Origin of the sequence: Clostridioides sp. ES-S-0123-01 (assembly GCF_020658415.1) — a bacterium.
Classification (GTDB): Bacteria; Bacillota; Clostridia; order Peptostreptococcales; family Peptostreptococcaceae; genus Clostridioides.
This window is the reverse complement of the sequence record NZ_JACVWD010000012.1, coordinates 14,285-36,955: the sequence shown is the minus strand read 5'-3', so window position 1 is coordinate 36,955 and position 22,671 is coordinate 14,285. Positions and strand designations below refer to the sequence as shown.

The 22,671-nt window shown below is 29.5% G+C and carries 20 protein-coding genes and 1 CRISPR repeat array; all 20 genes read right to left on the bottom strand.

Annotated features, from left to right (window positions below):
- On the bottom strand, nt 1–1,395 hold a 1,395-nt coding region (locus tag IC175_RS18855), incomplete at its 3' end, for a phage tail protein (RefSeq protein WP_227851915.1).
- A complete protein-coding gene (locus IC175_RS18850; RefSeq protein ID WP_227836509.1) occupies nt 1,395–3,614 on the bottom strand; it encodes a hypothetical protein in 2,220 nt (739 codons plus the stop codon). The genes IC175_RS18855 and IC175_RS18850, both read right to left, overlap by 1 nt.
- A gap of 17 nt (nt 3,615–3,631) precedes the next feature.
- On the bottom strand, nt 3,632–3,937 hold the full coding sequence (locus IC175_RS18845) for a hypothetical protein (RefSeq protein ID WP_021426484.1): 306 nt from the start codon (nt 3,935–3,937) through the stop codon (nt 3,632–3,634).
- On the bottom strand, nt 3,924–6,683 hold the full coding sequence (locus IC175_RS18840) for a phage tail spike protein (RefSeq protein ID WP_021426485.1): 2,760 nt from the start codon (nt 6,681–6,683) through the stop codon (nt 3,924–3,926). The genes IC175_RS18845 and IC175_RS18840 overlap by 14 nt, the downstream gene beginning before the upstream one ends.
- Before the next feature lies 1 nt (nt 6,684).
- The gene (locus IC175_RS18835) at nt 6,685–7,440 is read right to left on the bottom strand and encodes a distal tail protein Dit (protein WP_159066984.1); all 756 of its coding nucleotides are present in this window, start codon (nt 7,438–7,440) and stop codon (nt 6,685–6,687) included.
- A 160-nt stretch (nt 7,441–7,600) separates the two neighbouring features.
- The gene (locus IC175_RS18830; RefSeq protein ID WP_021426487.1) at nt 7,601–7,750 is read right to left on the bottom strand and encodes a type I toxin-antitoxin system toxin; all 150 of its coding nucleotides are present in this window, start codon (nt 7,748–7,750) and stop codon (nt 7,601–7,603) included.
- Nucleotides 7,751–7,878: 128 nt separating this feature from the next.
- Nucleotides 7,879–13,632: a phage tail tape measure protein gene (locus IC175_RS18825; RefSeq protein ID WP_227851914.1), complete on the bottom strand. Its 5,754-nt coding sequence runs from the start codon at nt 13,630–13,632 to the stop codon at nt 7,879–7,881.
- A gap of 79 nt (nt 13,633–13,711) precedes the next feature.
- The gene (locus tag IC175_RS18820; protein WP_021371998.1) at nt 13,712–14,083 is read right to left on the bottom strand and encodes a hypothetical protein; all 372 of its coding nucleotides are present in this window, start codon (nt 14,081–14,083) and stop codon (nt 13,712–13,714) included.
- A 103-nt stretch (nt 14,084–14,186) separates the two neighbouring features.
- Nucleotides 14,187–14,609: direct repeats of the CRISPR family, unit length 29 nt; unit sequence CTTTACATACCACATAGTTAATATAATAC.
- Between the two features lie 220 nt (nt 14,610–14,829).
- Entirely contained in the window at nt 14,830–15,045 is a 216-nt protein-coding gene (locus IC175_RS18815; RefSeq protein ID WP_022617031.1) for a hypothetical protein, read from the bottom strand.
- Complete coding sequence (locus IC175_RS18810) at nt 15,020–15,496, bottom strand: hypothetical protein (RefSeq protein ID WP_021365404.1); 477 nt, start codon at nt 15,494–15,496, stop codon at nt 15,020–15,022. Before IC175_RS18810 ends, IC175_RS18815 begins: the two co-directional genes overlap by 26 nt.
- Nucleotides 15,497–15,551: 55 nt before the next feature.
- Complete coding sequence (locus tag IC175_RS18805) at nt 15,552–16,358, bottom strand: hypothetical protein (protein WP_021426492.1); 807 nt, start codon at nt 16,356–16,358, stop codon at nt 15,552–15,554.
- 5 nt (nt 16,359–16,363) lie between these two features.
- The gene (locus IC175_RS18800; RefSeq protein WP_227437478.1) at nt 16,364–16,708 is read right to left on the bottom strand and encodes a hypothetical protein; all 345 of its coding nucleotides are present in this window, start codon (nt 16,706–16,708) and stop codon (nt 16,364–16,366) included.
- A gap of 7 nt (nt 16,709–16,715) precedes the next feature.
- Nucleotides 16,716–17,150 (bottom strand): hypothetical protein, encoded by a 435-nt coding sequence (locus IC175_RS18795; protein WP_021426494.1) that lies wholly within the window; start codon nt 17,148–17,150, stop codon nt 16,716–16,718.
- A gap of 1 nt (nt 17,151) precedes the next feature.
- Nucleotides 17,152–17,514: a hypothetical protein gene (locus tag IC175_RS18790; protein WP_021426495.1), complete on the bottom strand. Its 363-nt coding sequence runs from the start codon at nt 17,512–17,514 to the stop codon at nt 17,152–17,154.
- Complete coding sequence (locus IC175_RS18785; RefSeq protein ID WP_021426496.1) at nt 17,511–17,765, bottom strand: hypothetical protein; 255 nt, start codon at nt 17,763–17,765, stop codon at nt 17,511–17,513. Before IC175_RS18785 ends, IC175_RS18790 begins: the two co-directional genes overlap by 4 nt.
- A 24-nt stretch (nt 17,766–17,789) precedes the next feature.
- Entirely contained in the window at nt 17,790–18,758 is a 969-nt protein-coding gene (locus IC175_RS18780) for a major capsid protein (protein WP_021426497.1), read from the bottom strand.
- Nucleotides 18,759–18,775: 17 nt separating this feature from the next.
- On the bottom strand, nt 18,776–19,411 hold the full coding sequence (locus IC175_RS18775; protein WP_227836516.1) for a phage scaffolding protein: 636 nt from the start codon (nt 19,409–19,411) through the stop codon (nt 18,776–18,778).
- A gap of 136 nt (nt 19,412–19,547) precedes the next feature.
- Complete coding sequence (locus IC175_RS18770; protein WP_054276810.1) at nt 19,548–19,787, bottom strand: hypothetical protein; 240 nt, start codon at nt 19,785–19,787, stop codon at nt 19,548–19,550.
- On the bottom strand, nt 19,781–21,184 hold the full coding sequence (locus IC175_RS18765; protein ID WP_227836517.1) for a hypothetical protein: 1,404 nt from the start codon (nt 21,182–21,184) through the stop codon (nt 19,781–19,783). The genes IC175_RS18770 and IC175_RS18765 overlap by 7 nt, the downstream gene beginning before the upstream one ends.
- Nucleotides 21,184–22,665, bottom strand: coding sequence for a phage portal protein (locus IC175_RS18760; RefSeq protein ID WP_227851913.1), 1,482 nt, complete (start codon nt 22,663–22,665; stop codon nt 21,184–21,186). The genes IC175_RS18765 and IC175_RS18760 overlap by 1 nt, the downstream gene beginning before the upstream one ends.
- Between the last annotated feature and the right edge of the window lie 6 nt (nt 22,666–22,671).

Below are 22,671 nucleotides of genomic sequence, written 5' to 3'. Positions count from 1 at the left end.
TGAGCTTGCTACAGCATTCATTGCTGTGCTTGAGCTTGCTACAGCATTCATTGCTGTGCTTGAGCTTGCTACAGCATTCATTGCTGTGCTTGAGCTTGCTACAGCATTCATTGCTGTGCTTGAGCTTGCTACAGCATTCATTGCTGTGCTTGAGCTTGCTACAGCATTCATGTATTTATCACTTCTAGCTAACGCATCCGAAGTGTAGATAGTTGCATTATCTAAACCTGCCAGCTTCGCTACTATTTTTGATATTGCTAAATCAACTTCTTTTACAGAATTAAAAGCTTCTTGATTATTTGCTATAGCTGTCATAATACTTAGATTATTTTCTATACTTTTACAAATATTAAGTGCTTCTACTGTATCTTCTCCAATTACTACTAAAGTTTCCTTCAGACTTTTATATCCAATGTTTATATCTTTTATTAAATAGAAAAGTTCTCCCTCAACCACGAAATTTGTTGAATTATAAGTAGTATTTGAATTTGAAATCAAATTTGTTTTATTTGACTCTATAACATACAAAGCATTATATGTTTTTAAAATATTTGCTAATATATTTTTTACTACATTCTGATTTCCTAATACTAAATTTAAACTTTCTTGATTAGCTAGTAATAACTGTATTGCTTCTAAATTTTTAAATATATATGATATAGATTCCTGATTTGTTGCTATATGAGTCATTGCTTCAGTACTATTGATTATAGCTTCTCTAATTACATTATTTTTTAAAATTGCCCTTATAACTGCTGGTTCTGCTGTAACTCTTAAAATATATTGTCCAAGTAAATCCATAGCATTTGAAGTTGCCACAACTGCATCCATGCTCGATTTACACATAGTTAAAGCTACTATTGCATTACTATTATTAAGTATTGCATTAGTAGCTTCTGTATTTGCCAATATTTCCTCTATAGTTGTAAGACTTTCTAAATCAGTATTATTTAAATTGAAAGTAGAATTAAACCACATGCCTATGCTTGACTTTTCTTGTTCCCTTGTAACATATCTATCATACCCTGCTTTAAATTTTTCCTCTAATGAATTATAATGCTCTACAGTCATTCCTTTTACTACATTATCAGCATTTCCTAAACTAAATATATCTGTTCTATAAAAAGCATTTAATTGTTCCCCTAGCTTGGTACTTTTATCAAATAGATTATCAATATCCATTTCTGAAAAAGCTGCATATACTACTTCTCTAATTCCTCGATTAGAAAATAAGTATAGACTATTTAAATATAGCTCTTCCCATATTCTAATATTACCATCATAAAGTACATAACTGTCTAGTTCATTTAGTTTTAAATCATTCAAATAGTTTAAAAAATTCAAAGGTTCACCTTGTATGTCACTGTTTACCTTATATACCTCTGACCAGCTCATTAAATCACCCCTTCACTTGTAACAGATTCTTGTATCATTCCATTTTCAAAATTAGTTATTGTTGTACTGATTAATATATCATTTATATATTTTTCTTTTGATATAGAACCATTAGCATTAAACTTTGTAATATACTTGATATTATTATCTAATACCTCTGTTATAGAGCCATTTGTATTAAATTTTGTCTCTTTATTTTTAAAAGTATCTAATTCAGAAAGTTTTTCTTTTTCTTCAGTTGTATAATCTTCTGTAGAAAGTCCTTTCCCTTCCACTTTTTCAACATATATACTATGAACATGTTCTAAATTAGCTTTTTTATCTAATCCATCTTTTAATAGTCTTTTTATCTCTATGCTAGAGTAAGTACTTTCAAGAGATTCTATATCATCATTAATAGTGAATTTTATAAGTTCAATAGTTGAACCACCATTAACTACAGTAACTTCAATGTCTATAGCAACTTCATTAAATAGTACTATATTATTATCATCTATAATTTTGTAAGATGTAATCAAACTTTTGTTATTAAGTTTATCTATTGAAGAAACTAATATTTTTTGAGTAACAAGGTTATGCTCTACTGAAAGTTCAAATCCTCCATCAACTTCAATCCATTCAGATACATCATATGATTTATTAAATGCTACATTTATTCCACCAGCAATAAGTTGCTCTATCTTTAAATCTAATTTATTAAAATCATAAGTTAGTCTCTCTTTTAAAGTATCTTTTATCTGACCATCTGTTGTTTCTTTTGATTGTAATATTTCTCCTGCTGTATCTAAATTTTCTAATTCATTGAACCTTTTTTCAAACTCAGTTATTTTATTGCTAACAGTGGTTGTCATATCTGTTTTAGCAGTATCTACTTCAATTATTTTATTATCAACCTCATCTACTTTATCATCTACTTTTTTCTGCATATTAATTATAGATGTTTGCCTAGTTGATTCATTTAATTCTCTAGTTTCCTCATTACTTTTTCTTAGTTTTTCATTCTCTTCTCTTTTAGTTTCTGAACTTTGTCTTGTTATTTCATTTGTTTTTCTTGTTTCTTCATTAGTTTCCCTTGTTGTTTCACTAACTTTTCTAGCTTCTTCATTTGTATTTCTAGTTATTTCATTATTTTTTCTTAATTCTTCACTTGTTTTTCTAGCTTCTTCATTTATATTTCTAGTTTCTTCGCTAGTATTTCTTACTTCTTCACTTGCTTTTCTAGTATTTTCATTACTTTTTCTTAGTTCTTCATTTTCTTCTCTTATCTCTTCATTACTTTTTCTAAGCTCTTCACTTTCTTCCCTTTTAGTTTCTGATTCTTGCCTATCTACTTCATTAGTAACTCTTGTTTCTTCACTTGTATTTCTTACTTCTTCACTTGCTTTTCTAGTATTTTCATTTGATTCTCTTGTTTCTTCACTAGTTTTTCTTATTCCCTCATTTGATTCTCTAACTGTCTCATTATTTTCTCTTGTTTCTTCATTTGTATTTCTAGTTTCTTCACTTGACTCTCTGACTATCTCATTATTTTTTCTTATCTCTTCATTTGCTTCTCTTGTTGTTTCATTTGTCTTTCTAAATTCCTCATTTGCTTCCCTTGTTATTTCATTTGTCTTTCTAGTTTCTTCATTAGTTTCCCTGGTAAGCTCTTGCGTTTTTCTTGTTTCCTCATTCTCACATCTTTCAGCTTCATTATCTTTTCTTTGATTTTCACTTTCAATTCTTATATTCTCATTACCAACTCTTACATTTTCAGAACTTATTCTAATTTCTTCATTAGATTTTCTTACATTTTCATTTTCTTGTCTTTCTTCTTCATAACTTAATACATTTAATATGTCTTTTATTATATCCCAACTAGGCTCATCCTCTATTGCATTTCTATTTATACTTTTTTCAACTTTTATTATTGTAGAAAATGTAGTAACTACCTTGTCATCTTTATATAAAGTTATCTCAGAAGCAACATCACCTTCCTCTGAAAGCTCTATATGACTTAATTCAGTATAAACAGTTGAACCTTCTATAGTACAATTTTTCTGAGTAACTCTTCCACTTGGTAAACTAAAAAATGCTAATGCTGTATATCCAGTTAAGTCAACATCTATAGAATCCTGTACTATCCTCATGTTATAAAATACATCGTTGTCATTTTGCTTATATCTAGCTATTTGATACATCTTTGTATTGATGTCTACAATATAAATTCTATCTCTCAAGATTTATCACATCCTCTCTATGCATCTATTCCTCCATTAAACTCTTCAACACTTTCTTTTAACCAATTGTAGCAAGCTTGAACTTGATTTACTCCACTTATATCCAGCGTATTTGTATCTAAATATAAAGCAAAATCATCTTCCTTCATCATATAGTTTTTAACAATTATTGGTTGCTTATTATCTAATCTTCTTTGCTCATCTTTATATCCAGCAATAAATACATTACACTTTTTTGCACCATAACTACTATTTATTGTTGTTATCCTCCAATAGTTAGCAGTTTGACCCATTGCATTTGTTATATCCTTAGAAATTGCCATGTTGTTCTTCTCCTCCCATTATTGAAAAATATTCATCTTCTTTATCAATTCTACTTCCCTTTACACTAAAGTCTACTTTCCCAGTATATCCAGATACTTTAAAATATCCATTCTGCTTTTCTACAACTTCAACTTTTCCATTAGAAGGAAATACTGCATATCTTGAAATAGCTTTAGCATAAGTACTGTCTAATTTAACTATAGTTCCTGTTTCTTCTACTTCTACATCAAATAAAATATCTTCTATTAATGTTTGAGGACTGTCAACTGGTGACATACCAAAAATAGTCCCATCAATTTCAATAGAACCTCCTTTTTTAGTCCCATCATCATAAAAAGCGTGTCTTTCTCTTCCATCACAATAAATTGCAGCAGTTCCATCATTCCATGCTACAAAACCAGTCTCTTCACTCTCTGTATACAGTCTTAAAGCTCCAGACATATCAAAAACTGCACTATCCCATCTAATTTCATCTTGATAAAAATAAACTTTTGAACGAGAAAAGTTATTATAAATAGTTGTACTACCTATATAAAAGTTTATTGAAGAGCCATCTACAGCTACATAATGGCTTCTATCATACTGAAATCTAATTGATTTACCTATACCAACACCATTTAATGCAGTAGCATCTATTGCACATTCAGCTCCATTACCTGAAAAAAGTAGTATTCTTGGATTTGATGAACTAGCACCTATTCTGTCACATAAAATAGTACCTGTATCTATATAATCAGCATTTATATATAATCTACTTCCACTTAAATATATTCCACAATTTCGGTTCCCTGTTAATGCATCAAATACTGCTTTTTGGTCACTAGTTAAAACACTTTCATAGTTGTTTTTATCACCTATAGATAACTCATTAGCTCTTATATTGACTTTTCCATTACTATCGACTTGTAGCGTTGTATATCCATCATTATCTCTCACAGTTAAATTTCTACCATTTATAAATTGCCCTTCTAAAGTACCAGTTTTTATATAACTAGCATTTAGGTATAACTCATTCCCAACCATATATAGTCCCTTAGCAAGACCATTATTAGTTAATTTATTAAATATCTCAAGTTGAGTTATATTATCTATTTCTCCACCAATAATAGACTCCAGTGACTTGCCTTTTAATGTAAATGTTGTTGCACCTATATGAACATTTCCAAAACTGTCTATATTTAAAGTTGTTTGACTGTTTCCATCAACTACAACTAAATTTTTAGCTTCAATATACTGTCCTTTTACTTTTCCTACATTTATCTTATCTGCATCTAAATCTCTTATAACTGCATGACCTATAGCTGCTTCTTCAAAATATTCAGCTGCATCACTTAACTTCCTTGTTGTTGCACTAACTTCATTTGAAAATTCATTATAGTTATCATGTGTATTCCCTGCTCTTACTCTATAATACCAAGTCTGCATAGGCTTAACTTCATGAAGTAATGAACTTGCTTGACCCACATATATCCTATTTGTATATCCTACAGTATCTGGTTCAAATCCTTTTATTTGGGATGCATATACTTCATAGTTATAATATAGTTTATTATCAAAAGTCCAATCTAACTGAATCATACTCCATAACCCTAGTGCTATTACATTTGAAGGCTCTGGAAGTGTATCTGGAAAATTATCACTTTCAATTACAATATTATCTACATTATTTTGAACCTTATCTATTTTTTCTTCTAAATCATCTATTCTTTCATCTTTAAAATGATTTACTAAGTCACCAATTTCAACCGAATTGTATTTCTTTAATACTGGATTATATTCAGTTTTTACTACCCTTGCAGTAGCATTTATACCTAAGTTATAATCTCTAACTATTATTTCATCATCCATATTAACAGTCTCAAGCATTTTATAATTCTTATAATCTTCTGTAGTTGATAAATCTACAAATTCAACTTTATAAGTAACTTTAGGTAAATCAACATTATTTTTGGTAAAATAGTCTTTACACTTATTCCTTAAACTCTCTTCATTCTTCACATCATCATCTGTAAAATCAACTGCAACAATTCTTTGAGTTGGATAATTATTTATATATTTGCTTTCTATATATTTTTCTGATAGTGTAATTTTTTTATTTTTACCACTTTTTTTAGTTGCATATGGATATATCTTAGTTATGACTTCCTGTGTATCATAAGTTGCTGTAAGACCTGTTATATTCTTCCTATATGCTAGTAATACATTATTACTTTCTCCAATATTATTTAATAAGCTTATATTAAAATTATCTCTCTTTAATTTAGATTTGTTGTTAAATAACTCTTTAATATCAGATATAGCATTGTGTGGACTTACACATGATATTGAAAAATCTTTATTTCCAGTTATATCTGAATATCCTACAAATCTATTTTCTTCAGTACAGGACCTAAATATTTGATTAAGAACCTCTTCACAAGTAACATTTTTAAGTTCTAAAGTCTCTATAAAATTATTTAACAAGTCATAACTAATATGTTCTGCTTTAACTAATATTTTTCCATCAAGTTCTTTAGAAATATAGTAAATCCTAAATAACTGATTTTTAAGTTTTGGAGAAGCATCAGCCATAACTATTTTATTATAATCAATTTCATCAAATAAAAAAGAGCCCACATAATATGTAAACTCTAACTCAAACAACCCATTTAATTCTTCTGTAACCTTTGCTTCAACTGCATCTTTTAATATTCCTAATCCATTGTTTTTAAAATTTGTTTCATTTGCATTATATAACCTAAGCAATCTATAACACCACCCATCTAGGTTCTATCTCTATTTTTTCTACATCTCCAGTGTATGTTATTATATTTTCACCATGTTCAAATGTTGGAAAATCTCCAAACATTCTACTATTCTCATTAGCTATATCATTTGTATGAATATCTATCTTATAAGCATTCATAAGTTCACAATCAATATATATATGTCCTTGAACTTCTGTAAGTTCTATTATTTCATTATTTATTTTTAATTCTATATCACCATTTCCAAATACTTTTATAAGAGGATACGAAGCCATTCCAGTATTTATTAACTTAGAATTTGATTCATTTATTGTAATTAAATTACTAATTAACTGTTTTTTGAGTGGTTTGCATTCAAATGTAATCTTAAAATATCCTAAATCTTTTATAACTTCTTCTAAATCAAGTTTATTAATACAAACTGCTTCTCTATAATAGTTTGGGTCACTACTTATAATAAGATTTTTATAGGAAAAGTCTGTTTGTAACCACATCTTTATTTCAGATGCTAGTATGTTAATATCTTTACCATCTACATCTATATAACATTCTATTTCAAGATTAAAATTACTATAACAACCTTCATCTAAAATAAGACTGCCATTCCTCCCTGGTATCTCTATTCTTTCAAACCTACGTTCTGGTGATGCAAGTTCATTAATATCTGTAATTACAATACCAAAATCTCTACTATTTATTTTTCCATATTGAAAAGAAACTAGTTCATTTTCACTGACACAGTATTGTAAAGCCAAATTATCACCTCCTATACATAAAAAAAGAGATGCTTCAAATTTTTCTTTTGATACATCACCTTCCATTTACTTTGCATATTTTTATCAAAATGTGATATAATAAAAGCAAGAAGAACTACAATCTATTGTCAGTAGAGCGGAGTTCATAATTAAAAGCTAATTATTTTTTATGGAATTTGATTTTTAAATCAAACTCCCAGCCACTCTTTCGCACAGAGTGGCTTTTTACTTTTGCAAATATCTTACTTATTAAGCAAAATATTAAACTGGCAATAATACCAGCTATTACATTAAGTAAAAAGTTGTTCATACTTACCACCTCCTTTCATTAGAAAGTAGGTTTTATCTCAGTATGAACTCCACTCTTAGATTATAGGTTTCATCTTCTTGCTAAAGTTATTATACCACAATTTGGATATTACAAAGGTATTTGTAACACTAAAACTTTAATTTTCGATTTGTAATAAATGCTATTTCAGAACCTATTTGCTCTATATCTTGTTTAGTATTATTTATAAACTTTTCTATATGTAAAGTTAACTCAACTCTTTTATCACTACTTTTTTCGTTATCAACTTTACTATTATTATTTATATTAACAGTTGCATCCTTCAGTAAATTATTTGAGGCTATCCCTCTTGCTAGAGTATCTGAGTATGCTATACTTTGTAAGTTTTCTATTTCATTTCTAAACCTTGCTGCTTCTTTTCTTCCTCCTGTAGGTATATTTACATCTTTAAATCCTATATTAGAAAGTTGTTTATTTATAGAATTAACTATGTCACTTAAAATCTTACCCAATGCTCCTTGCATAGATTTAATACCATCTATCATGCCCTGCATAGAATCTTTACCAGTTTCCATAAACATAGCTGGTACTACTCCAAATTTATCCTTAAAACTTTCAATTTGTTCCTCTATACTTTTTTGCATTTCTTGACCTAGTTTTCTATATTCTGCATCATAAGTTTTTTTCAATTCTTCAATTTCTTTTTCTATTCTATACTTTTCATCTTCTGTATCTTCTTTGGCTCTTCTTTCAGCTATTTTCTTCTTTTCTTGATATAATCTTTCGTATTCTTCTAGTTGCTCTTTTGACATCTTGTTAATGGCTTCTATCTCATTATGAGCTTGTGGTCCTTTAGCTAATAATTCTTCATACAAATCTTTACCTACTTTTGTAGATAAATCTGCCATATCAGTGTCCCATTTTCTAAGTACATCAACTTGCTCTTCTAGGTTTTCCATTAACTCATCATTGTCAATTTCTTCAAATGTTACAGAAGAAAATAAGTCTGTATAATCCATTAAAGATTTTACTCTTGAGTCATATATCTTTTGATATTCTTCATTTAGTTTCTTTTGGTCCTCAATATATTTCTTATCTAAGTTTGCTACTTTTTCAGCATAATCTTCTTTAATATCATTATATTTTTTATTGAAATCTCTTTCAGCTTTTATTTTCTCTTCTCTGAGTTTTTGTAGTTCTTCTTGATGCTTTTCAGTATCTTCTTTTTCTTTTTTATCATACTTTTTATTTATTTTTTCAAGTTTTTCTCTATATTCTTCTTGGTCTTTTACAGACTCCTTATTATATTTATCTTTAATCTTCTTTAAAGCTGCTAATTTTTCTTTTTTATTCTTATATTTCTTTGCTTCTGCTTCCTTTATTTCTTCGTTTTCTTTTTCATTTCTTTCTTTTTGTTTTTTCTTATGTTCTTTATCTAATTCTGCTATTTCTTCAGCTTTTTCTTCTTGTAGTTTTTGAACTTCCTTATTAAACTTCTTAATTTCTTGAGCTTCTTTTATGTTTCCATTACCTATTATTGCTTGGACTGTTCTAAGTGTATTTGTTAATCCTTCTTCTATGTTTGATAATCCATCTAAATACGCTTTTGCTGAGTTTTCTCCTGCTTTTTTAAATTGTGAGGCTATTCCTGATGAAGAACTACCTATACCTTTTGTCATAGTATTAGAAAGTTTGCTAATAGAGTCTAGTATACTTCCTCTACTTGATGTAAAACCTTCCATTGATGCTCTAAATATTCTTGATGTTGGTAACATATCTTGCTGAATAAAATTATTGCTATTTTGAGGAATCATAGAACCACTTCTAAAAAGTCCACTTACTTTATCTTTTATTCCATTTATTTTACTTGTAATTCCTCCAAGTATACCGCTTATTGCTTTTTGTGCAGCTTTAAATGGAGCTGTCAAAATATTAGATATTGTACTAAATACACTTGAACATACTGATTTTACTGCATTTGCACCATTACTTACTGCTGTTTTTATATTACTCCATACATTTGATATTGCTGTTTTTATATTATTCCATATAGTTGTAACCGCTGATTTTAAGGAATTAAACCCTGATGTTGTTGTATTTTTTACATTTGATACTGAGCTTGTAGCACTCGATTTAATATTATTCCATGCATTTGATACTGCTGTTTTGATTCCATTCCATATCGAAGATGTTACATTTTTTATTCCATTCCATGCACTTGACACTACCGACTTGACCGCATTCGACACACTACTAGCAATTGATTTTATTCCATTCCATGCGTTTGTTACAACTGTCTTAATTCCATTCCAAATTGTACTTGATATATCCTTTATACTATTCCACGCATTTGTTACAACTGCTTTTACAGCATCTACTGCACCCATTACATATGGTTTTATTGCATCCCAAACACTTTGTATTACGCTTTTTATACCTTCCCATATTGATGAAGTTATATCTTTTATACCTTGCCACGCAGCTCTTACTAATGCTTTTACTATTTCCACGCCAAGTCCTATAATTGCCTTTATAAAATCCCAAACGCTCTGTATTATATCAGAAATAGATTGCCATATAGTTGTACCTGTTTCTTTAATTGATTCCCATGCCATACTTACCATTTCGCTAATGAACGAGATAACTGGACTTAAAAATTCTATTATACTATTCCATGCATCTGTTACTGAACTAACAATACCATTCCATGCGTTTGTAGCCATTTCTTTAATACTTTCCCATAACTCGCCTAAAAAACTTGTTATATTAGTCCATATAGTTGTTGTCCATTCTAAAATGCTATTCCACACATTGCTAACACCTTCAGATATACTTGTCCACAAACTGTTGCATCCTTCTGTTATACTGCTCCATGCATTTGATAAACTCTCTGTTATGCTATTCCAAGCATTTGAAACTCCTTGAGTTATTTTATTCCACGTATCAGCGAATCCTTTGTCTGTATTACTACACCAAGTGTCGAAATCGCTTTGAGATGTATCAATATTCTTCTTGATTTCATCTCTTAATACTTCCCATCTCGATTTTATTTCTCCTGTTGTCCAATCAATTTTTTCCACTTGACCTTCTGCTTGTTTTTGAGCTTCTGAAACAATTTCTTTGTGCATTTCTTGTGCTTTTTTTACTGCTTCATCTTTTTGTTTTGTAGCTTCTTGAATTACTTTATTTGCAAGTTCTTCATTTTCTTTCCCGCCCTCAGCTCTAAGTTGAGCTGCTAACTTGAGTCTCTCATTGTACTCTTCATTTGCTGATTTTACAGTTTCATCTCTTTGCTTTATAGAATTTTTCACAACATCTGCTGCTTGTTTTGCTGAGAGATTTGTAGCGTTAGCTCTCATTTTTTCCATTATTGCTGCTTGTTCTGCTTCACTTTCAGACATGACATTTACAGCTGTATTTAACATTTCTGTTTTAATACGATTTATTTCATCTGCTTCAAATTGTGTCAGACTTCTATTTTCTTCACTTGCTTTAGTTAAAATTTCTTTTACTCTAGCTGTACTTTCTTCTACTTTCTTTTCTTTGTTACTATAAACTTTATCAGTATTTTTTATTAAAGCTTCTTTTTCTTTGTCTGATAAAGTGGTTGAGCTAACAAACATTTCTTGTAATGTTGCTTTACTGCTTTCTTTTGTTTCATTTAACTTTGATGTTATTTGACTAGACATAGAGTCAAAGTTACTTATTAAAGTATCCTTCATTTCAGTCGAAACAGTTTCTCCAGACCACAACATTTGGTTTAAGGTTGTTGTTGTTTGTTCTTCCAAATCCATAAAAGCTCCAACCGCTTTTTGTGTTCCATCTGATATGTTTTTTCCAAACCTTTCTGAAACTTGAATTGAGTCTTGTGACATGTGTTTATTTAAAGCTACAAAAGCCACTCCTAAAGCTACTATCCCAGCTACTACTAAACCCATGGGACCCATTAATGCTGTCATAGCCTTAGACATTTTTATCATTCCTGCACTTGCTCCTACACTTGCAGGTGTTATTATTTCTCTTGCAATAGCAAAACTTGTGGATAGAAATGTAAATGCTTTTCCTGCTGTACCGATTGCAGCAATGGCCTTAGGTATTGTGATTGCCATTGTCCCAAGGACTACTAATAAAGGTCCTATTGCTGCGACTACAGCTCCTATCGATACAATTATTCTAGAGAAACTAGGATTACTCTTTGCCATTTCGCTGACACTTTTCATAAAAGCAGTTGCCATTTCAGCCACTTTAGCAACTACAGGCATCATAACTTCACCTAAGTCAGATAACATATTCTTTGCTGAATTGAGTGCATCTTCAAGTTTAGTCTTTGTAGTATTATCCAGTTGCTCAAACGCTTTATCACAAAGTCCAGTAGAATTTTTCATATCATTAAGCATTTGATTAAATGAATCAGCACTCTTTGTACCTTCAATTATTTCTCCTGTAGTTTCATTAACTGCATCACCTAGTAAAACATTAGCTGCCTTTGCACCTTCTGCCGAGCCAAATAGGTCTGATAGAGATAAGCTATTTTTCTTTGCATAATCATTTAATATTAATAATACATCTGCTGTTGATTTTCCTTCTTTTTGCAAATCAGCAAATCCTTTATCTGTTAATTTTTTAAGTATTTTATCTGCTTTACTCCCACTTTTCCCAAGTTCATTGAACATCGCATTCATGTAAGTTGTTGCTTCTGCGCCAGCAATTCCTTTTGCAGTTAATATAGCATATCCAGCTCCTAGTTGCTCAACTGATACATTCAGACTTTTTGCAGTTGGAATTATTTTACCCATAGAACTTGCTAACTCATCCACCGTAATTTTGCCTTTATTTTGGGTCTGTATAAGAACATCACTTACATGAGCCATATCCTTTTGGGACATCCCATACGCATTTTGAATAGTTGTCAACACATCTGTAGCTTTTGCTAAATCTGTTAAACCTGATGTTGCTAGTTTATCTGCTTGTGCTAAGAATTCAGTTACATCTGCTTGCTTTACACTCGCAGATATCGCATTATATGCAGAGTTAGCATATTCATCATAAGCCATTCCAATTTCATTAGCACCTTCTTTTAATGTGCTTGCATAAGCATCCCACTCACTTTTACCACCTTGAACTTTTTCTGTATTTAGTTGTAATATAGAATTAACAATCGACATTGCTTGTTCTGTGTTTGTAGCTGCTGTTATTGCTGCTGTTCCCATTGCAACTAATCCAGTTGTAACTGTAGAAGTTAGTGTTTGACCAATATCTCTCATTTTGCCACCAATAGCATCAAATGGCATACTTCTTAATGAATCACTAAGTCTATTAGCTTCTGCCTCTGCATTATTCATAGCTGTTCTCATATCAGTTAAAGAATCTTCTCCATTTTCGATTTCATTACCTAATTGAGTTTGAGAATTTTTAAGTCTTTCAATTGCTTCTCTATATCTTTGTGACTGCTCTGAACTTTCTCCATACATACTGTTACAACGTTCTAATTGTTGTTCATATCTTTCTATTTTGTTTCCTATTTCTGTATACTTTTGCTTCGACTTATCTATTTCACTTGTAAGTTTAGATATACCTTGAGCATATGCATCTATTGTGTTTCTAGCTGTTTTTAGTTCATTCTCAGTCTGTTTTATAGAGTTTTTTAGTGATGAAAATGGTCCACTTGAAGTTGATGCTATTTTATTTAATTCTGATGCTGCTAATGCTGATTGTCTACCTATTTGTGTCAAAGAATTTGCTGTGTCAGCAATTTGCTTTCCCATAGCTGTCATTGCACTACCTGTGGTTTTTGTACTTGAATTAAATTGACTAAGTTGTTTAGCTGCATCTGCAAGAGCTTTAAAAAACTTCCCTCCATCTAAATCTAGATAACCTACTGCTGTTCCTAATTCTAAGGACATATTTTTCCCTCCCTTCCTCAAAATTCCATATAAAAAAACACCTACTATTTAAGTAAGTGTCTGTATTGCTATTTTCAATTTATTCTTTTTTATCTTCTATAAGTTTTTCTATATTGGTATTCAGCTGAGCTAACTGTCTAATTATCATCCAATTTTGTTCTGTTAAAGCACTAAGGTATCCTATTTTTGCTTGTTCCTTTGCATCAGTAAAGCTTAAAGCCATACCTGCCTTAATAAGACCATTTCCAAACAAATCACTTGCTATTCTCTTTAACACTATTAAATCTTTTTCATCTAAATTTTCTAACTGATATTTCTTCATAAATTCTTGAATTTCATACTCTTTTTTTTCTTCTTTTGTCATATTTTTAAGTCTTTCATAATACTTTGCAGTTTCTTCTCGATTTTTCTCTTTTTCTTCTTTTGTAATTTTACTTCCAAATAACGACATAAAATACTACCTCTCTAACTCAAATATATTTTTTAATTTAATTGTACAATACATAGTTAATATAATATAAATCAACAGATGTACTTAATCAATTTAAAACAATTTTTACATACCACATAGTTAATATAATACTTTTGGCAAAAGGGATATCTATGATAATAAGTCCGACCTTTACATACCACTTAGTTAATATAATACACTTACATTAGTTTCAATTTTTATTCGTTCTTCTTTCTTTACATACCACATAGTTAATATAATACTTAATGAAATTATGAGTACTATGCATAGCACAGCTAACTTTACATACCACATAGTTAATATAATACTTAATGAAATTATGAGTACTATGCATAGCACAGCTAACTTTACATACCACATAGTTAATATAATACAATCACTAGTTGTTATTTGAACCTCATTAAATCCTTTCTTTACATACCACATAGTTAATATAATACTGTGCCACCTAATTTTTTGATTGCATCTATTCCTTTCTTTACATACCACATAGTTAATATAATACCCCAAAATAAATTGAGCATTTTAAATCCTTACACATATAAAACCATATTAAAATTGCAGTGAGTAACCAGTAGTGTTTTTGATATATCACAAAATATGCTTATATCATAGTACTTTCAATGATTACATCCAATGTATATAAGAAATTGAACACTGCAAAATATCTATATTATCATTATATCATAAATTAACATTAATTTATTCTATTCATTTAGAATATTTTACCTATTAACTTTTTTCTTTTTCTCTAATGCTATTTGGACAAAAGTTTTTCTCTCATTTTTATCTATAGTTTTCTTTTCATCATTTTCAAATTTAAGCTTTTTATCATTTTTTATAGCATCTACTAAAAACATACAAGCTTCATCAAAACAAAAAGAAGTATATTCATCTTTAATTCTTAATATCTCACTAGGCATCTTGTTGTACATTATCACTTGATTTAGAATCCTCAATATCTGTGGACTCTTGATGAAAGTTTTCTAGTGACTTTGTACCTCCTTGAATACGATTAAATAATGTTAATCTTTGTTCAATAGAAAGTTCCAATCCTATTTTTTTAATCTGAGCATATGTAGGGTTAACTAGCACTTCTTTAGCCACTATATCCATCATTTCAAACATTTCTTTAGAGAAATTAGACTCATCATTCATCTTCTTTAGTACTTTTTCTCCTGTACTATCTTTACTTTCCTTCTCTTCAACTAAACTCATTGATGCTGTCATTAGGCTGTTTGGTATCTTACCAGCCATTGCAAGAGCCATTAAGTCTGGTTGTTTTACTTCTGCAACTAACATAGTTCCATCTAAAAATCTTCCAACCTCAATTACCTCAGTCAATTTTATTTTCTTTAATTCTTCTAAACTTGTTACTTTAAGTTCATTCATATTTGTGTCCCCTTTCTAAAAAAAGCTCTAGTTAATTACTAGAGCTTTAATCTATTTATATACTTACACTAACTTCTTCAACTTTATATGTTTCTCCATTTGTTAATCCTATTATCTCTGTTCCTGTTAATGCTGCTTTATCAGACTCAGTATCTGTTAATGTTCCATCTGCTAAAGTATATTTTATATTACTATTAACTGTAACCTTATATATTTTACCTGTTGTTAATCCTGTTATCTTTTTATCTCCTGCTGTTGCTCCTGATACAGATGCACTGTCTAAAAATACTTTTGTAGCTTCATAACCATTAGGCAACTCTTCTACTATTTCAACCTCATAAGGAGATTGCCCTGTATTAGGTCTACTATTTATAACATATTCATTTGAGTAATATTCTCCATCTTTAAAGTTTAGTGGAACAGATTTTCCTTTACAATTTGGGAAAGTAGTCTTAGCAAATTGCCCAGTATCTCCTCCTGGTCCAACAACTGAACTATAGATTATTGTTTTAAAAGATTTCTTAGAAAAAGTCTTTCCTACTTCAGGTGCTAAGTATCTCTTAAAGCTACCATCTTCCTCTTTTTCTATTGTTCCACCTTGCATTATTTGAAGTATTTCTGGACAAAACACATTATCTTTTAATGTTAAATCATATCCTAAGCTTGTATCTTCTGCTGCTCTATTTGCTATTATTTTTTTCTTTATTTTTAATGTTAATTCTTCACCTTCAGAAATGATTTCCTCTGTCCCTATCTCATCAGATGTATCAAATGTATATGTAACTGGATTTTGTTCAACTGTTTCAATTTGAACTAATACAACATCTGTAAGTGGGTATTGATTTAATATTTGTACTGCCATATTTATTACCTCCTAATTTGTTTGTTTTCATAATAACTTAATCTTGTAAAATAAGCTTGTTTCTCATCATCTATAAGAATAGGTAAAGCTTCATAAGCTTGTTTTATTCCTACTATTTCATCCATTACATTTTCAATATTTGTCTTGTATTCACTTACTTTAGAATACTGTCCAATTGGATAAAATACATATATCTCAAATAAATCTTTTATTATATTTTTTTCTGTTGTTTGTAGTGAGCCTTTTTCAAATATAACTAAAAAAGGCTCTATGCATAATCCTTGATGTTGCCCAATTGAATACACATTAAAACCTTTACTTTTTAAATGTTTATATATTTTTTTAAACATGTTTCACCTACTTTAAAATCACATCAAGACCCCTTATAATACTTGGTCCACATTTCTCTATAGTTGGCATTATAATTGGATATGGTCTACTTCCTGGATGATTAACTTTTTTAACAGGATGTGATGCTCCATCCCAAAATAAGTAACTTCCTGGTCTTGCTTCTATAACATGTGGTCCTGTACCTTTTTCTAAGTATAATCCATAGTCAACTCCATGACTAAGTGCTATCCTTATAGTATCTCCTTGCCATTCCCAACTACCATGTAGCCTGTTTTTAGCCTCATGAGTATGGTCTTTCCATGGTCTATCATTTTTAGCATTACTTTCTAGTAACTGAGATGAAGTATCTGCATAAGCTCCTAGTGCAGCTTTGGTTTTCATTTCTCTACTTACTAAGGCATTAAGTAGTTTGTTAGCATCAAATTTAAATCCATTGCTCATACTATCTCACCTTTCCTAACTTTAAATCAAAATAAATATTCATTCTATTTTGATTTCCAAGGTCCTGTATAACAAACTTATTATTATCCAAATACATAAAATCACCTTGTTTTATTTTTATTGTATCTTCATCATAAACAACCATTAAATATTGCTCTTTATCTTTTATAACAACACCTTTATCCTTTGTTATTTGACTTATAGAGCTACTTCCTTCATGATATAATCCTATTACATTGCAAATTATATTTTCTTCATCTGAAGGCTCTCCAAACTCATTTACTCCAACTCTTTTTACTATACCTTCTGTTGGCATCTTATTTATAGCCTTAATTATCTTTGGTTTTACTTTCTGAGCTATCATAGACATCTACTTCCATTTGTCTTATATTTTTTTGCTAAAGTTAACCAGTATAGTTTATTTTCTGGCATGCTTAATCCTCCAGGTAAAGTGATACTATCATTTTCAGCCTTTAATATACATAACTCATACATAGTACTTTTAAAATCTTGATTGTTTTTATTATAGTAATAAGTAATTTCATCATCAGAAAAAAAAGGTGATTGTTCTTCTCTAAGTTCTATTTTTATATTTTTTAAAACTTCTAAATCCATACTATCACCTACTAAATCTACATTTTATAATTTATGTTTAAATTCAACTATTCTTATTTGTTTAGGTTCATAAACTCTTGTCCAGTTTTCACCTTTTGCTAACTCTAATCTTGAAGGTCCTTCTGTTTTTGCAACACTTGCATTAGTAAATTTTATACCTCTTGGATGTAGTATATATGTTTTTCTATTAATTAAATAATCTACTCCAGAACCTTTTTTCTTATCTCTATCTATCTCAGTAGCTACAAATCCTACTGGATTACCATTTCCTAAAGCTATTGCTCCACTACCAAATAGATAAGAAGTATAAACACCTTCTTTAGATACAGGACAGCCATCATCAACTATAACTAATTTATCTTGATAAACGTCAAAGTCTGGACCTGCATCTGGTCTAATAGTTTCTATTAAATTTTGCTTTTTAAGTGCTGATTTTGTAGCTGAATGCATTGCTATAGCCTTTAATTGTTCTTGTGCATCACCTAATAACTGTTGTGCATCTATAAAAGCTGCTGGTGACCATTTTGCTGCATTTCCTGTTGCGGCTGATATATCTAATTTATTTGTTGTCATATTTGCAGATAAGAATATACCATTTAAAACTGCTATAAGTTCTTTTTGCATATCTCTAGCCCAGAAACTTCCAACTAAACTTGCTATTGCTGCCATTGGGTCTTTTCCTGCCATAGCTGCTGATAAATCAGTAGCTGCCCACATTTTTGCTCTTCTTAATATAGCTGCTGCATCTTGACTTGAAGTAATTTTATTTGGTGTTAAATCAGCATCTTCTATTATTTGTTCTGATTCTCCACTTAAATCTTCAAAGAAAGGCATATTTACAACTGGTGCAGCTTGAGAAGCTAAAGCATTCAAACTTGCATCATTTGTAATTATTCCACTTTGATATAGAGCTGATAACTCCATGCTCTTGTTTATTACATATGGGTTAAATAATTCTGGTACTATTACATCACTTAATTTTGTTACTGCCATTTAAATCACTCTCTTTCTTATAAATTTATTCCTGCTTGAGCTGCAAATTCTTTAGCTTTATCAGGGTTTTCTTTTAATAATTTTCCTTGTTCTGTTAAATTGAATGTTTCTTTTATAAAAGGATTATTGACTATATTTGATTTTCTTGGGAAATTACCTGGTGAACCAGTATTACTTGGAGTAGAACTTTCAAACCATTCTTTATATGTTTCTGATATGTTTTTAAATTGTTCATCTAAACCTATAATTTCTCCAGTATCTTTTACTTCCATCTTATCAGTATCAAATTCTTTGCATAAGAGCTTCCTATATTTTTCATTTACTCCAGATAATTTAGAATTTATAGCATAGTCTATAGTCATATTTTTTATTTTGGCTTTACTTGTACTATCAAGTTCGTTATATTTGTTTTCCCATTCTTTCACTTTTGCTTCTATATCTTCACTGCTTTTACTATTTTTTTTCAAATCTGATATAGTATCATTTGCACCTTTTATTTGCTCTTCTAAGGCTATTTTTTGTTCTTTTAACTTATTGTATCTTTCATCTATGTTTTCTTCCTTAGAAGTGTAAATTTTATCTTTTTTCATACCCTCAATTATGTTTTTTATGTCTATGTCTTGGTAGCCTAATTTTTTTAATAATTCTTCCATTATTACCTCCTACACTACGCTTTTATACGAGTTTTGCTTCTCTAGTATAGTTTGCTATTTATTTCTTTTACGCCTACATATAGCTAAAAAAGGCAATAAAAAAACACCTACTAATCTTTAATTTAAGTAAGTGTCCTTAATATATTGCTATATAATCTTCTTCTGGATAAACATTTTCTTCAGCATATTTTAATAATCTATATTTTGTTCTTCCTCTGAAGGTTAGTGAAGTTCCATTTTTAGCCCTTTTTTCAAATATAACTTCCTTTGTTTTCTTATTTAAAGCTATTATACCAGATTCTTCTTTTATCCCATCATTTACATATTCATATCTAACAAAGTTTTCATCATTAAATATTCTAAATAGTTCTACCAAATTAATCCCTCCTTTTTTAAACTCTTATCATAATTATATTTTCTAACAACTATATTATGAGCTTCTTTATAATTGTATCCATATCTATCCATAATAAACTTTTCCAGTCTTTCATGTTTTAAAAGAATTAAATCACTTTCCTTTATGTTTTTGCCATCTATCAATCTCTGCCATGATAAAGCCATATCGTAACTTGGGTCAAATCTTTTATATCCATTATCTAAGTTATACTTATTCATAAAAACATGATTTTTTATATTTTCTATTACCTTTTCACTATAACCTGTATTTTTTGCTATAGTAGATATATCAGAAGTTCTTTTTCTTATCTCCTCATAATACAACTCAGCATGCTTTTCTTTTCTAAAATAAACTCCATCTTCATCAAGTAGTTTTCTGCTTATAGCTCCACTTGACCTAGAGCTAGAATTATTCTTCTTATTACTATTATACTTTTTATTATCTATTCCTGCAAACTCTAATCCATATTCATTAAACCATTCATCAAGTTTAGAGTTTTCTTCTCCATCTATCCAGTTTCTTAACTCTTTACCTATATCCTCCATACTCATTGGAATATCATATTCAAATGTACACTTTCCTAGAGGATGTTCTAATGGCAATTCTTCTGGAATGTATGTTTTTCCATTTCTATCTGCACAAACTTTACACATTCTAGGATGATGTGATGACATCCACTTAATTCCTTTAACAAATGGATTCTTCTTACAGCTTTCTTTAGCTGTCTTTTGATACGCATGAGTTATATATGTAGATGCTAATCTATATGCATTAAAATCTATCTTTTTATTACTTTTAGGATATATCTTTGACCACTCATAATCTTTCTTTACCTTTGGATTAACATATTTTTCTAAATCTTTTGCTATATCATAACTACCTCTTTTTTCTGCTAATCCTCTACTTACAATGTAATCTAAATCCTTCTTAGTTTTATCTATGTTACTCCAAATTCTATCACTTAATTTAAGTTTATCTTTATACATACTACCAGATATAACTTGCCTTAATACATCTTCATGGATTTTACTAAACATTTCAGTAAATTGTGGCTTTAAATTAACTGAATAGTTATCACATATGTTATTAAAAAAGCTTAATTGTTCATCTGTAGTAGTTTTTATTACTTTTAATATTTCACTTTCAATATCTTTTTTTAGCTTTTTTCCTAACCTGTCATATTCTTTATTTAAATAAACTATACTTTCTCTTAAATATTGTTCAGTTAATGTGTTAGAATTCACTTTATTTAATTTTTTTACATATTTATTAGCTATATCTTTATATAATTGTCTTATCTTCTTAGTAGTTTTATTTGAAGATATATCTCTGAATCTTTCAGCATTCTTCATAGACTTATTGAACTTATTTGTCATTAGTCATCAACTACTTCTTTTGGTTCTTTTTCAGCAGTTTCTTCCTCTGATTCTTCTATATCTGTAGCTTCTGATTCTTCTTCCAGATTGAAGCTTTCTTCTAATATTTGTCTTTCTATTGACATTTGTTGTAATTCTTCATCTGCTATATTATCATTAGTATCAGCCCACTTCTTAATGAAAGTCTTCCTAGACATTGCTTGAGCATTTACTTGTTGTATATCAAGTAATTTCTCAGAATCCTCATCCTCTTGTAATGGATACTGATTTTCAACCAGCACTTCATAGGAATCTGCATCTAATTTAGGTATTTGAGCTATGTTATATACTTCTGTCATCTCTATCATAGCTCTTATTAGCCATTCAAGAGCTGGACCCCATGATTTCATTTTTTCTTCACATCTAGTTATTAGTTGCCAATACAAAGCCTTCATTGATTTGCCTGATGTCATCATACCTTTAAGGTCTTGATTATTTATAAGCGGTATATTCAATACCTCATGCATATCTGATTTAATTCTATTAAGTGAATTTTCTATTCTGTTATCATATCCAAAATCAGTAGGAATTGTATTAATTTGTGCTTGTTTTTGGTCAGCAGTTTGAGATGTTTCTACATCCCAATAAGCACCTGGCTTTATTTTAAAATGTTTACTTGACTCTTCTTCAACATCAACCCCATATATAATACGATTCATTCCTTTTTTAAGAGTATCTATATCCTCAGAAGCAAGCTTATTATAAGCCATTTGATTATCAAATATCTCTTCTATGTCACTCTCACCCTTTAAATCACCAAGTAAACCATCATTAAGAATTACATAACAAGGTATTCCACTAAGTTTTAAATCTGTATCACTTACTATTTCTTCTATACATAATCCATAACCATTATAAATACCTTCACTTAATATACATTTACCATTTACCATTTCATATTTTTGTTTCCAAATTCTCTGTTTATCTTTTTCCACTTCTTGATTTGTTTGATGGAAAAATACGATTTTCTTAAGTTCATCAAATTGGTTATCGAATGGCTCATATATAAATTCTAAACTGGGTACAAACATTATCTTTAAACTCTTACTTTCTTTATCTGCATGTAGTTTTATAGCTATCCTTTTTCCAATAAAGCAATCTCTAGCTGCCTTAATTAATTTATCTGAAAATAAATTTCTCTTTAGAATTTTGTTAATGCATTTGTTTATTTCTTCCGCTTTTTCTTTATCTAAGTCATTTTCTGGGCTAATTGTAAATATTGGTGTCTTTCCAAATAAAAACCTTGCTTCCTCTTTAATTAGCTTTTTAATATAATTGGTTCTTTTTCTTGTTTGCTTATAGTCTTGTTCCTCTTCTATCCAATGTTGTCCTGCACCTTCGTACTTATCATACAGCCTTATAATTTCACCCATTTCTCGTATTACTTCTTGTCCATATAAGCCTGTAAGTTCCATCTGAATTATATCTATCAAATCTAGCATGTTACA